The 13,155-nt window shown below is 62.1% G+C and carries 11 protein-coding genes; 9 read left to right on the forward strand and 2 right to left on the reverse strand.

Going from position 1 to position 13,155, the window contains the following annotated elements; all coding sequences use genetic code 11:
- The first annotated feature begins 375 nt into the window (after positions 1-375).
- Together mrdA and poxB are read left to right on the forward strand one after the other, a co-directional pair.
- Entirely contained in the window at positions 376-2,310 is a 1,935-nt protein-coding gene (mrdA, locus tag QRN36_RS07520) for a penicillin-binding protein 2 (protein WP_285423481.1), read from the forward strand.
- A 192-nt stretch (positions 2,311-2,502) separates the two neighbouring features.
- Positions 2,503-4,224: a ubiquinone-dependent pyruvate dehydrogenase gene (poxB, locus tag QRN36_RS07525; RefSeq protein WP_285423482.1), complete on the forward strand. Its 1,722-nt coding sequence runs from the start codon at positions 2,503-2,505 to the stop codon at positions 4,222-4,224.
- Positions 4,225-4,298: 74 nt separating this feature from the next.
- Here poxB and QRN36_RS07530 read toward each other — a convergent pair whose 3' ends face one another.
- Positions 4,299-4,586: a hypothetical protein gene (locus tag QRN36_RS07530; RefSeq protein ID WP_285423483.1), complete on the reverse strand. Its 288-nt coding sequence runs from the start codon at positions 4,584-4,586 to the stop codon at positions 4,299-4,301.
- On the opposite strand from QRN36_RS07530, the gene QRN36_RS07535 reads away from it, so the two are divergent.
- The 7 genes from QRN36_RS07535 (at position 4,585) to QRN36_RS07565 (ending at position 11,981) form a co-directional block, all read left to right on the forward strand.
- Positions 4,585-5,436 (forward strand): MurR/RpiR family transcriptional regulator, encoded by an 852-nt coding sequence (locus tag QRN36_RS07535; RefSeq protein ID WP_285423484.1) that lies wholly within the window; start codon positions 4,585-4,587, stop codon positions 5,434-5,436. The two genes, QRN36_RS07530 and QRN36_RS07535, sit on opposite strands and share 2 nt — an antisense overlap.
- Positions 5,437-5,499: 63 nt before the next feature.
- The gene (gene ddpX / locus QRN36_RS07540) at positions 5,500-6,054 is read left to right on the forward strand and encodes a D-alanyl-D-alanine dipeptidase (protein WP_285423485.1); all 555 of its coding nucleotides are present in this window, start codon (positions 5,500-5,502) and stop codon (positions 6,052-6,054) included.
- Between the two features lie 198 nt (positions 6,055-6,252).
- Positions 6,253-7,809 (forward strand): ABC transporter substrate-binding protein, encoded by a 1,557-nt coding sequence (locus tag QRN36_RS07545; RefSeq protein ID WP_285423486.1) that lies wholly within the window; start codon positions 6,253-6,255, stop codon positions 7,807-7,809.
- A 234-nt stretch (positions 7,810-8,043) separates the two neighbouring features.
- Positions 8,044-9,060, forward strand: coding sequence for an ABC transporter permease (locus QRN36_RS07550; protein ID WP_285423487.1), 1,017 nt, complete (start codon positions 8,044-8,046; stop codon positions 9,058-9,060).
- A 1-nt stretch (position 9,061) separates the two neighbouring features.
- Positions 9,062-9,961 carry a D,D-dipeptide ABC transporter permease gene (gene ddpC / locus QRN36_RS07555; RefSeq protein WP_285423488.1) on the forward strand — a complete coding sequence of 300 codons (900 nt, stop codon included), beginning with the start codon at positions 9,062-9,064 and terminating at the stop codon, positions 9,959-9,961.
- Complete coding sequence (locus QRN36_RS07560) at positions 9,958-10,998, forward strand: ABC transporter ATP-binding protein (protein ID WP_373568714.1); 1,041 nt, start codon at positions 9,958-9,960, stop codon at positions 10,996-10,998. The genes ddpC and QRN36_RS07560 overlap by 4 nt, the downstream gene beginning before the upstream one ends.
- Positions 10,995-11,981, forward strand: a complete 987-nt coding sequence (locus QRN36_RS07565) for an oligopeptide/dipeptide ABC transporter ATP-binding protein (protein WP_285423490.1) — start codon at positions 10,995-10,997, stop codon at positions 11,979-11,981. The genes QRN36_RS07560 and QRN36_RS07565 overlap by 4 nt, the downstream gene beginning before the upstream one ends.
- Positions 11,982-12,204: 223 nt before the next feature.
- On the opposite strand, the gene QRN36_RS07570 is transcribed toward QRN36_RS07565, so the two are convergent.
- On the reverse strand, positions 12,205-13,083 hold the full coding sequence (locus QRN36_RS07570) for a LysR family transcriptional regulator (RefSeq protein ID WP_285423491.1): 879 nt from the start codon (positions 13,081-13,083) through the stop codon (positions 12,205-12,207).
- Positions 13,084-13,155 lie beyond the last annotated feature (72 nt).

The following is a 13,155-nucleotide window of genomic DNA, read 5'->3' on the forward strand; positions in this document are numbered from 1 at the left end:
CGCCTTAAGTCCCTGCGTGCGTTCGGCGTTCCGCCGGTCGCGCTGGGACCCTTGCTTTAGAGGGTCCTGAACGTTCGTGTGATACCGAGATTTATCCACGTTCGATCTGATCCGTTTCTTCTGATGTCATCTGTCATGCAATCGACGCGTCCATTGTGCCGTTCTGCGCAACAAAGCAAGGCATCACGGCGATGGGTGCTGATGCGCCGAATGCGCGCGCCACGTTTGCCAGCTTCGCTCAACATGACAGGATTTTCATGAAGATCGCGCCGTGAAACCGGTCACTTCTTGGTATCGTGCACGCCATTTGCGTCCTGATAATCCCCACGCGGGCGCTGTGTCTGTCGTCTTCATCTTCACCGAGTAGCTGTAGAAATGCCCGATCCGATACCCCTCAAGGATCATGAAAAGGAAACCAGGCTGGTCAACAAGCGGTTGATCGCCTGTGCCTTGTTCGTGACCCTGCTCAGTATTGCGCTGGTCTGCCGGATGTATTTCCTGCAGGTCACTCAATACGCCTATCACTCGACCATCTCTGAAAACAACCGTGTGCACGTGCTGCCGATTCCGCCCGAGCGCGGGCTGATCTACGACCGCAACGGAGTGATCCTCGCCGATAACCGCCCAAGCTTTAACCTGACCATGACCCGCGAGCGCGCGGGCGACTGGCATGCGGTGATCGAGGAGCTGATGCACATCCTCAACCTCCCGGACGAAGACCGCATCATTTTCGACAAGGCCATGAAGAACTCGCCCCATCGCTTCGTGCCGGTGACGCTGCTTTATGAGCTGACCGAGGAGCAGATTGCGCTGCTGGCGGTGAACCAGTTCCGTCTGCCGGGGCTGGACGTCGAGGCGCAGTTCGTCCGCCATTACCCGCTGGGCGCGCATTTTGCGCACTCGATCGGTTATGTCGGGCGGATCAACGAGAAGGAGGCCACGCAACTCGATCAGGTCGAGTATCGCGGCACGCAGTCGATCGGCAAGACCGGCATCGAACGCTTCTACGAGAACGAACTGCACGGCCACGTGGGTTACGAAGAGGTCGAGACCAACGCCCAGGGGCGCGTGCTGAGGGTGCTCAACCACCACGATCCGGTCGCGGGCAAAAGCATCACCCTGAGCCTGGACATCAAGCTGCAGGAAGCCGCCGAGGAGGCGCTGGGTGATCGACGCGGGTCGGTGGTGGCGCTCGACCCTGCCACAGGCGAGGTGCTGGCGATGGTCAGCAAGCCGAGTTTCGACCCCAATCTGTTCGTCACCGGCATCAGCTTCAAGGAGTATTCGGCGTTGCGCGATTCGGTCGACCGACCGTTGTTCAACCGCGTGCTGCGCGGCCTGTATGCGCCGGGTTCCACGATCAAGCCGGAAGTGGCCATCGCCGGGCTCGACAGCGGCATCATCACGCCCTCGACCCGGGTGTTCGATCCGGGTTATTTCCAGCTGCCCGATTTCGATCACAAGTATCGTAACTGGAACCACTCCGGCGATGGCTGGGTGGATCTGAATGCCGCGATCATGCGGTCCAACGATACGTATTTCTATGACCTGGCGCACAAGCTGGGCATTGATCGACTGCACGATTACCTGACCATGTTCGGCATTGGTCAGAAGGTTTCGCTGGACATGTTCGAAGAGTCCGCCGGGCTGATGCCGTCCAAGGAATGGAAGCGCATCACCCGCCGTCAAGCCTGGTTCCCGGGCGAAACGGTGATTCTCGGCATCGGTCAGGGCTACATGCAGGTGACGCCGCTGCAGTTGGCACAGGCCACGGCGCTGATCGCCAACAAGGGCGTGTGGAACCGGCCGCACCTGGCCAAGGAAATCGGCGGCGTGGCGCCAGTCGATGAGCATCCGATGCCCAATATCGTCCTGCGCGATTCGCGCGAGTGGGATCAGGTCAACAACGGCATGCAGTCTGTGATGCACGACCCGCGTGGCATCGCGCGGGCCGCGGCGCAAGGCGCGCAGTACCGCATCGCCGGCAAGAGCGGTACGGCGCAAGTGGTGGCGATCAAGCAGGGCGAGCGCTACAACCGCGACAAAACCCTGGAACGCCACCGCGACAACGCCTTGTTCGTCGGCTTCGCGCCCGCTGCCAACCCGAAAATCGTGGTGTCGGTGATGATCGAAAACGGCGAAGCGGGCGGTCGCGTGGCAGGTCCGGTGGTGCGCCAGATCCTCGACGCCTGGCTGCTCGATCAGGACGGTCATCTCAAGCAGCAATACGCGACACCCGCCGCTGCGCCGGTCAATCCGAAAGTGCAGATCGCGGCGCCCGGCAGACCCGTCGTGCAGCCGCCGGTCTAAGGGCAAAGCGTGGTGTGACAGGCATGACGCGGTGGCGGGTTTTACCACTGCTGCGCAGCCGATCGCACTGAGCCGATCGCACTGAGCCGTTCCCACTGAACTGTGCACAGCGGGGCAGGTCGATTTGAAAGCACGCGCGATGCTGGCAACGGCATCGCCCGCTCAATTCGACTCGACAAGGAAACCTGCCCCATGTCCAGCAGAACCACCGCCGACTACCTCGCCCAAACCCTCGCCGCAGCAGGCGTCTCGAAAATCTGGGGCGTCAGTGGCGACAGCCTGAACGGTCTGACCGACAGCCTCGAACGCCTGGGCAAGATCAAGTGGATGCACACCCGCCATGAAGAGGTGGCGGCCTTCGCAGCCGGTGCCGAGGCGGCGTCCACCGGCAAGCTGGCGGTGTGTGCCGGCAGTTGCGGTCCGGGCAACCTGCATTTGATCAACGGCCTGTACGATTGCCACCGCAGCCGCGTACCGGTATTGGCGATCGCCGCGCAGATTCCTTCTTCGGAAATCGGCCTGAATTACTTTCAGGAGACCCATCCCACCGATCTCTTCAAGGAATGCAGTCACTTCGTGGAAGCGGTGCACAGCGCCGAGCAATTCCCTCGTGTGCTTGAACGCGCGATGCGCGCTGCGATCAGTCAGCGCGGCGTGGCGGTGATCGTCATTCCGGGCGATGTCGCGTTGAGCCCGGCGCCCGACGCCAAGGCCGAGTGGGTCGACCATGCGCCTGCGCGCGTGATTCCCACCGAGACCGACCTGCAGCGGCTGGTGGACATTCTCGATAAATCCAAGGCGGTGACCTTGCTCTGCGGTGCCGGTTGCGCCGACGCCCACGACCAGGTCGTGGCGCTGGCCGAGAAGCTGGGCGCGCCCGTCGTGCATGCCCTGCGCGGCAAGCAGTACATCGAATACGCCAACCCCTTCGACGTCGGCATGACCGGGCTGATCGGTTTCAGCTCCGGCTACCACGCGATGATGTCATGCGACACGCTGGTGATCCTCGGCAGCAGCTTTCCTTACCGCAACTTCTACCCCGACAAGGCCAGGATCATCCAGATCGACATCGATCCTGCCGCGCTGGGGCGGCGAGTGCCGCTGACGCTGGGCCTTCAGGGCGGCATTGCAGAAACCATCGTCGCCTTGCTGCCGCGCCTCAAGGTCCACACCGATCGCAAGTTTCTCGACAAGGCACTGGCGCATTACGCCACGGCGCGTGAGGAACTGGATGAACTGGCGACCCCATCGCCCCATGGCGAGCCGATTCACCCGCAATACCTGACGCGCATGGTCGATGCCTATGCCGATCCCGACGCAATCTTCACGGTCGATGTCGGCACACCGACCTTGTGGGCCGCTCGCTATCTGACCATGAACGGCCAGCGCTCGCTGCTGGGCTCGTTCAACCACGGTTCGATGGCCAACGCCATGCCCCAGGCGCTGGGTGCCAAGGCAGCATTCCCCGACCGACAGGTCGTCGCGTTGTGCGGCGACGGGGGCCTTTCGATGCTGATGGGGGATTTGCTGACCATTCGCCAGCTCAACCTGCCGATCAAGATGGTGGTGTTCAACAACAGCTCGCTGGGCTTTGTCGCGATGGAGATGCAGGCCAGCGGCTATGTGCCCCATGACACCGATCTGCACAGCACCAGCTTCGCCAATATCGCCATTGGCGCGGGCATCCTGGGGATCAGGGTGGAAGATTCCGCCGATCTGCCCAACGCGCTTAAGAAAGCGTTCGAGCATCCGGGGCCGGTGCTGGTGGACGTGGTCACTGCCAAGCAGGAGCTGGGCCTGCCGCCGAAAATCAAGCTGGCTCAGGCCAAGGGCTTCAGCCTGTTCATGCTCAAAGCGGTCATGAATGGCAAGGCCGATCAGGTGCTTGAGTTGGCGAAGACCAACTTGCGTTGATTGCCGCTCGCACGTGATAGCGGGGCTTACCCGCTATCAACCGGAAACGGGTCAGCGTTCGGTGACCGCGTCGTTCAGACGCGGTTGCGACCTGGAATTCGCAACCACCGTTTTCGCCGTTTGCTGATCAGGCCATGCGCCTGCAAAGCGACGCTGGCAGCCCATTTTTTGCCCCCGAAAAGCGCATTTCGCGCACCTTCCGCACCACCCTGAAACACGAATTTCCACTGTTGAAATCTGTTGAAAAAAACCATTGTGCCACCTCGAAAACCGATGTTATGTTGGTAACATCTTGTCGAGAAATGACTGTTCAATAACATTTCCCGATTGATTTCAGCGGGTGTTTCCAGCGGAATTCTCATGGCCAGCAGTCCCTTTCTCGACACCTTGGAGCAACGGTTCAGCGACCTGACGCCGACGGGCAAACGGATTGCCGGGTACCTGTTGGCCAATCCGCAAAAGCTGCCTTTCGAGACGGCCGACAGCATTGCTCAGCAGACCGGCACCACCGGCATTTCGGTAGGGCGTTTCTTGCGTTCGTTGGGCTACCGCAATATCGACGACGTCAAACAGAGTCTTCGTGGCGACAGCGCAAGTCCCTGGGTCATCACCGACCGGCTCGGCGCGTTCCGTGAAGAGAGCACCCACGGCGACGCGCTGGAGCGCTCGATGAACCGCGAGCTCGAGGCCATTCAACGGGTGTACGCCCTGGCCCGCAGCGAGACGTTCGGGCGCATCGTCGAGCGGTTGTTCAGCGCCGATGCGGTGTTCATCGTCGGCATCCAGACCACGCGCGGGATCCTCAATGCCTTCTTTACGCACCTGGAATACATTCGGCCCAAGGTCTATTACGTCGACGGACTGTCGGGCACCTACGCCGAATCGCTGAACTCGCAGTTCGACAACCCCTACGCGGTGATTGCGGACTTTCGCACCTACTCGTCGGTGACCCGCACGTTCTGCGAAGTCGCTCATCAACAGGGCCTGGCCCTGGCATTCATCACTGATTTTCACTGTCCATGGGCGCGGGACTATCCGATGGACCTATTGCAGCTGAACGCCGATGTCGGCCAGTTCTGGGATTCGCTGGCGCCGCTGACCTGTCTGTTCAACCTGATGGTCTCGGCCGTGGCGGAAAAATACGGCGATCGCCTCGATGAGCGGCTGGCGAAGAACCGTGAATTGCAACAATTGTTCGGCCAGTTCGAGTGATGCATCGCGCATCCGGCCGGCCAGAAATCTGAACGTGTGCTACCTGATCTGGAGTGTGTTTACGTGAATAGCCCCCTCGTCGAAGTCGATGCCCGCGCGCTGCAGGTCGAGGTCGACCTGATCTATGCCGGTGTCGACAACCTGGCCGGCAAACAGATTTATCAGGACCCGCGCTGCCTGCTGCACCGCGATGCGGAGGCACGGCTGCGCCAGGCCAGTGTGCTGGCCCGGCAGGCAGGCCTGCGCCTGCGCATTTTCGATGCCTATCGCCCGCCCTACGCCCAGGCGCTGTTGTGGGAGGCGCTGCCCAACCCCGAATACGTGCGCGATCCGGGCCTGGGCTCGCACCATACCCGTGGCGTGGCGGTGGACCTGACCCTGATCGATGCGCACGGCAAGGCGCTGGACATGGGCACGGGGTTTGACGACATGCGCGCCCACTCACATCAGTTTTTCGCTGATCTGCCCGCCGACGTGCAACGCAATCGCTTGCTGCTGCTGGGCATCATGCTGGCTGCCGGCTTCACCTACATCGACAGTGAATGGTGGCACTACGAGCTGCCGGGTGCGGACCAGTATCCGCTGATCGACGATGGTTCGATCCGCCCCGCGAGCTGACGGCCACAGCACCTGAACCGACACGCGACACCTGACCGGGACGTTCATGAATCCCGGCTGAATCTGGCAGCGACCTGAACTCGAACGAGCAGGGCGCGCCATTTCGGAGGCCGCAAGGCATCTGAGCTTTGACTGCCCGGTATAGCTTCAATAACAAACCTGACGAACTTCCACACATCGAACGATCAAGGAACCGGCATGAAATCAATCGTTACTCCGCATTCGCTGGCGATGGCCATCCTCTGTACCGCCATGGGCCTTGGTGCCTGGCAATCGGCCAGTGCCGCTGTGCCTCAGGACACGCTGATGATCGGCAAGCCGTCCGATCCGCAAACCCTGGACCCGGCCGTGACCATCGACAACAACGACTGGACCGTGACCTATCCGGCCTATCAGCGGCTTGTGACCTACAAGGTCGAGGACGGCAAGGGCAGCACCGAGGTGCAAGGCGAGCTCGCCAGTGGCTGGACGACCTCGGCCGACAACCTGACCTGGGAATTCAAGCTCAAGCCGGGCAACAAGTTCGATGACGGCGCAGAGGTCAACGCCGAAGCCGTGAAGTTTTCGTTCGACCGGGTGATGAAGCTCAAGCAGGGGCCGTCCGGCGCATTCCCCGATGACATGACGGTGTCGGTGGTCGATCCGCTGATCGTGAAATTCACCCTCAAGGCGCCTTACGCGCCGTTTCTCTCGACCCTGGCGCACAACGGCGCGGCCATCATCAACCCGGACGTCGCGAAGAAAACCGAAGGCGCCGATGCGTATCTGTCGACCCACACCGCAGGCTCCGGCGCGTTCAAGCTGGTGAACTGGCAGAAAGGCCAGACCCTGACGATGGAGCAGAACAGCTATTACGCAGGTCCCAAACCCACCCTGAAAAAGGTCGTGGTGAAGATCATCGGCGAGGCTTCCGTGCGTCGCCTGCAGCTGGAACACGGTGATCTGGACATCATCGAGGACATGCCCGAAGACCAGCTCGAAGCGCTGGCCAAGAAGTCCGGCATCGTCGTCGGCGACTACCCGTCATTGCGCGTCACCTTGCTGTACCTGAACACCCAGAAGCCGCCAATGAACAACCCCGATGCACGACGCGCCATTGTCGAGTCGCTCGATTATGACGGCATCATCAACGGCATTCTCAAAGGTAAGGCCAAGACGCTGAACGGTCCGATCCCGCAAGGCATGTGGGCCTATGACGACAAGCAGCCGGCGTTCAGGCAGGACCTGGCCAAGGCCAAGGACGATCTGGCCAAGGTTTCGCCGAAGATCAGCAACCTGACCTTCATGTACTCGGACAAGGACCCGAACTGGGAGCCGATCGGCCTGACCCTGCAAGCCGGCCTGCAATCACTGGGCGTCAACCTGAAGATGGAAAAGCTGGCCAACGCCAGCATGCGCGAGCGCCTGGGCACCGGTGATTTCGACGTTGCCATCGGCTCGTGGAGCCCGGACTTCGCCGACCCCTACATGTTCATGAACTTCTTCTTCGATTCGAAGCTGAAGGGGCTGGCGGGTAACCGTTCGTTCTACGACAACCCGGCGGTGGACAAGCTGATCCGCGAGTCGGCCACCACCAACGACATGGCCAGGCGCACCGAGCTGTATCAGCAGGCGCAGAAGATCGTGCTCAATGACAGCGTCTACGCCTACCTGTACCAGAAGGCGTACACCTTGCCGATGAGCGAAAAGGTCAAGGGCTACGTGTTCAACCCGATGCTTGAGCAGGTGTTCAACATCGGCACGATCACCAAGTAAGTCGTTGTCGCCCGCGATCCCGAGGGGTTGGCGGGCAGAAGTGATCGGCTTGCCACAGCGCCAGTCGCTGCGGGAGTGAATGGGTGAGTGAGCGGCGGCACATCCGCTGAAGATGTGCCTGCTGATTGATTGCCTCACCCATGCATTCGCTCCCACAGTGGCCGAGGGGATTGGCAAGACCGTGTCCGCGAACTGTTTCGTGTTGTCGATTTTCATGCGTGACCGAGGTGCCTGATGGCCTTCCTGACTCTTTTGCGTAAACGCCTGGGCGGCCTGCTGCTGGTGGTCTTCGGCGTTTCCCTGATTACATTTTCCATTTCCCACCTGATCCCGGGCGATCCTGCGCGCCTGATTGCCGGGGACCGTGCCACCGATGCCATTGTCGAGAACATTCGTCACCAGCTGGGGCTGGATCTGCCGCTGTATCAGCAATACGGGCGTTACATGCTCGACCTGCTGCATGGCGACCTGGGCACATCGATTCGCACCCATCGTCCGGTGCTGGAAGATTTGCAGGCGTTCTTTCCTGCCACCCTCGAACTGGCGCTGGCTGCGCTGACGCTGTCGATTCTGGTGGGTGTGCCGCTGGGCGTGCTGTCGGCGGTTTACCACAACCGCTTCATCGATCAGGTTGCCCGCACGCTGGCCGTGACCGGGATTTCCATCCCCGCGTTCTGGCTCGGGCTGGGCCTGATCGTGCTGTTTTACGGTCACCTGAACTGGCTGCCTGGCAGTGGCCGGATCGATGAAGGGCTGGACGCGCCGCCCACGGTCACCGGGTTCTACCTGATCGACACCTTGCTGGCCGGGGACACGGGCCTGTTTTTCAACGCGGTCCAGCATCTGATTTTGCCGGCGATCACGCTCGGGTTCGTCAACCTGGGCGTCGTGGCCCGGCAGATTCGCTCGGCGATGCTCGATCAGCTGGGGGAAGACTACATCCGCACCGCGAGGGCGTACGGCCTGTCGAAGTGGGCGGTGATCCTGCGCCATGCGCTGCCCAACGCGCTGATTCCGTCGGTGACGGTGCTGGGCCTGACGTTGGGCGATCTGCTCTACGGCGCGGTGCTCACCGAGACGGTGTTCGCCTGGCCCGGCATGGGGGCGTACGTGGTCAAGTCGATCCAGTCGCTGGATTTCCCGGCGGTGATGGGCTTCGCGATTCTGGTCTCTTTTATCTATGTGCTGCTGAACATGGCGATCGATCTGCTGTACCGCCTGATCGACCCGCGCATCGGCGAGGTCAACTGAAATGTCCGCTCCACTTTCCGCGCCCGTCGTGGCGCCGCTGCCCAAAGCTTCGCGCTGGCAGGACAAACTGGCCTATCTGGCGCATCAGGTCCGCCGCAGCCCGCTGACCATGGCGGGGCTGGTGATCACGCTGCTGGTGCTGCTGTGCATGATCTTCGCGCCGTGGCTGGCGTCCCACGACCCCAACGCCCTGAACCTTACTCAGCGACTGGCCGCGCCGTCGTCGGCGCACTGGTTCGGCACCGACGAAGTGGGCCGTGATCTGTTCAGCCGTGTGCTGTACGGCAGCCGGCAGTCAGTGGGCGTCGGGCTGTTCGTCGCGTTTGCCTCGTGTCTGGCCGGCGGCCTGCTGGGTTGCATGTCCGGCATCATTGGCGGGCGCTTCGACAGCCTGATCATGCGCTTGATGGACATCATGCTGTCGGTCCCGTCGCTGGTGCTGATCATGGCCCTGGCTGCCGCATTGGGCCCGAGTCTGTTCAACGCGATGCTGGCGATCACGCTGGTGCGCATTCCGTTCTACGTACGACTGGCGCGTGGCCAGGCGCTGAGCATCCGTCAGATGGGCTACGTGAAGGCCGCCGAAACCTTCGGCGCCGGACGCTGGCACATGGTGTTGTGGCACGTGGCGCGCAACGCCATGCCGCCGTTGCTGGTGCAACTGAGCCTGGACATCGGCAGCGCGATTCTCATGGCCTCGGCGCTGGGTTTCATCGGCCTGGGCGCGCAGCAACCCACTGCGGAGTGGGGCGCCATGGTGGCGACCGGGCGCAATTACATCCTCGATCAATGGTGGTATTCGACGTTTCCGGGGCTGGCAATTCTGGTCACCGCCACCGGTTTCAATCTCTTGGGCGACGGCGTGCGTGACCTGCTCGACCCACGCCAGCAGGGGAAATGACCATGCAGACGCACACTCCAATTCATTCCCGTGGCGGCGCGCCGGTGCTGGCCATCGATAACCTGAGCATCGAGTTCCCGGCCTACAAAAGTACCGTCAAGGCGCTCAACGGCGTCTCCCTGCACGTCAATCCGGGGGAAATCGTCGGTGTGATCGGCGAGTCCGGATCGGGCAAGTCGGTGACTGCCATGCTCAGCCTGCGACTGCTGCCCGAGCGCGCTTATCAGGTCACAAGTGGCAGCCTCAACATCCTTGGGCGCGACATGCTCACTGCCCGGGAAAAGGACTTGCTCAGCGTGCGCGGCCGCGATGCGGCGATGATCTTTCAGGAACCGATGACCGCATTGAATCCAACCCGGCGCATCGGTCGGCAAATGCTCGATGTGATCATTCATCATCAGCAGTTGAGCAAGGCCGATGCCCGAGCCAAAGCGGTTGCCCTGTTGCGCGACATGCACATCGCCGACCCCGAGCAGGTGATGAACAGCTACCCGTTCGAGCTGTCGGGTGGGATGCGTCAGCGGGTGATGATCGCACTGGCGTTTTCCTGCGATCCGCAGTTGCTGATCGCGGACGAACCGACCACGGCGCTGGACGTGACGGTGCAGCGCCAAGTGCTGTTGCTGCTGCGGGAAAAGGCCCGTGAACGCGGCACGGCGATTCTGCTGATCACCCACGACATGGCGCTGGTCTCGCAGTTCTGCGATCGGGTGTACGTCATGTACACCGGCGCCGTGGTGGAGCAGGGCATCACCGCGCAAGTCATGGCTGATCCGCGGCATCCGTACACCCAGGGGCTGCTCAGCGGACTGCCGGAACAGGTCGAGCCCGGTCAGGCGCTGATGACGATTCCGGGTCAGGTGCCGAACCTATCGGCGCTGCCTGAAGGCTGTACGTTTCGCGATCGATGCGCGTTCGCCATGGCGCAATGCGTGCAGCGCCCGCCGATGCAAACCCTTGACGCCGAAGCCGATCGCAAGAGCGCGTGCTGGCTCAGCGCGCCGTCCCACCAGCCTGTTCAGGAGTCGCTGTCATGACCGGCACCGCCCCTATATCCTCCCCCGCAGAGCGTCCGGCCATCCTCGGTCTGCAAGACGTGCGCGTGCATTATCCGATGGGCAAGGACTGGCTCGGTCGACCCAAGGCCCTGGCCCATGCCCTGAACGGCATCGACCTGCAGGTCCGCGCCGGTGAAACCCTTGGCGTGGTAGGCGAGTCCGGCTGCGGCAAGAGCACGCTGGCGCAGTTGCTGATGGGGCTGATCAAGCCGACTTCCGGGCGACTGGACTGGGTCTACAACGATGCCAAAGAGCGCAGCAGCAACGTCCAGATCGTCTTCCAGGATCCACAATCCTCGCTCGACCCGCGGCTGCCGGTGTGGAAGGTGATCACCGAACCGCTGTTCGTCCAGCGTTCCGCGCCACGCCGCGACATGCGCGAGATCGCTGCCAAAGTGGCGTCGCAGGTGGGCATTCGCACGGAGTACATGGACCGTTTCCCACACCAGTTTTCCGGTGGGCAACGCCAGCGCATCGCCATCGCCCGCGCGCTTTCGTCGAACCCGGACATCATTGTGCTCGACGAGCCGACCTCGGCGCTGGACATCTCGGTGCAGGCGCAGATCCTCAATCTGCTGGCCGAGCTGCAGCGCACCCGCGACCTGACCTACATCCTCATTTCCCACAATGTGTCTGTGGTGCGGCACATGGCCGACCGGGTAGCGGTGATGTATCTGGGGCAGATCGTCGAGTTGGGCAGCGCTGCCCACGTGCTCGAGCGCCCGCGCCATCCGTACACGCAACTGCTGCTGGAGGCCGTTCCACGGCTGGGCGTTGCCGTGGATGAGACCCAGGTCTCGGCGCCCACCGAACTCCCCGGCAACCGCAATCTGCCAACAGGCTGTTTTTTCAGGGACCGCTGCCCGAAGGCAACCACCGGCTGCGACAGACCGCAAGCCCTGCTGCCGGCCAAAGGCGCCGCGGCAGGGGAATGGGTGCGGTGTCATTTGCAGTCGCAATGAGTGCATCTGAACAGAAGCGGATACAACCAAGCGCGCTCCTGCAAGGGTGCGCGGCGCTGTCAGGGGAGTTCAAGACCTGTGGGAGTGAGCCCACTGTCTTTGACAGCCCCCCGATCAACGGCGTGACGCCCGAGGCTTTCCCGGCTAAAGCCGGTCCTACAAACATTTGCAGCGCCCACCGGGATATGTGGTGTCGACTGATTCGTTGGTCACCCGAACGTTCTTACGAAGGTTGCAGCGTACAGGCGGTCGCCAGGCACTCCCTGAACAGTCGCTGCAATGGCAACTGCCGGTTGGCATGGCGCATGACCATCGCCAGTTCCCGGTAGAAGGTCAGGGGGCCGAGTTCAATGATGCGGATCTGTGCCGCGCGCTCCAGCCACAGCCCGGCTCGGGGTACCAGCGACACGCCAAGGCCGGCTTCGACCATGCGAACGATGGCATCGACTTCGTCCAGCTCAAGACCTGGCCGGGTGTCGATTTTCTGCGCACGCAGAAAGCGCGTGACCTGCCGCCCGCCGAACGAGTGCCGGTCGTAGCGCACGAAACGGTTATCTCGCAGCAATTGCAGCGGCTCATCGCCCTCGACGGTGGCCGGGGCGATCAACACGAAGGGCTCGCGCTCGATGATCTCCAGATGCAGTTCCTTGGGCAGCGCGAAGGGCGGTCGGATCAGCAATGCCAGGTCGATCTCACCCGCGTCGACGCTGTTGAGCAGGGTTTGCGAGACACCCGGAATGACCTTCGCCTCCACCGTCGGCGCCTGACGGTTGAACTGCACCAGTGCCGCAGGCAGCAGGCCGGTCTGCACCGTGGCGATGGCGCCGATGCGCAATTCCCCGAAATAACCACTGTCGATGGACGGTGCAGCCATGCGCTCGTACAGCGCGACGATTTCCCGCGCCATGGGAAGCGCGCGCAAGCCCGCGGCGTTCAAGGTCGCGCTGCGGCCGCTGCGGTCGAACAACGGGGTGCCGAGGGACTTCTCCAGCGTGCGAATCTGCGCGCTGACTGCCGACTGGGTCAGGCCGATCTGGTTGCCGGCAGCGACAAACGTGCCGAGGCGTTCGACAGCAATGAAGGTTTTAAGCTCGCGAATCATGGCAACTCACTGATCGAAATAATTATGGCTCGGCGCGAAAATTATGATCTTTCCATCAATGATTCAATGGGT

Origin of the sequence: Pseudomonas sp. efr-133-TYG-103a (assembly GCF_030209235.1) — a bacterium.
Taxonomy (GTDB): domain Bacteria; phylum Pseudomonadota; class Gammaproteobacteria; order Pseudomonadales; family Pseudomonadaceae; genus Aquipseudomonas.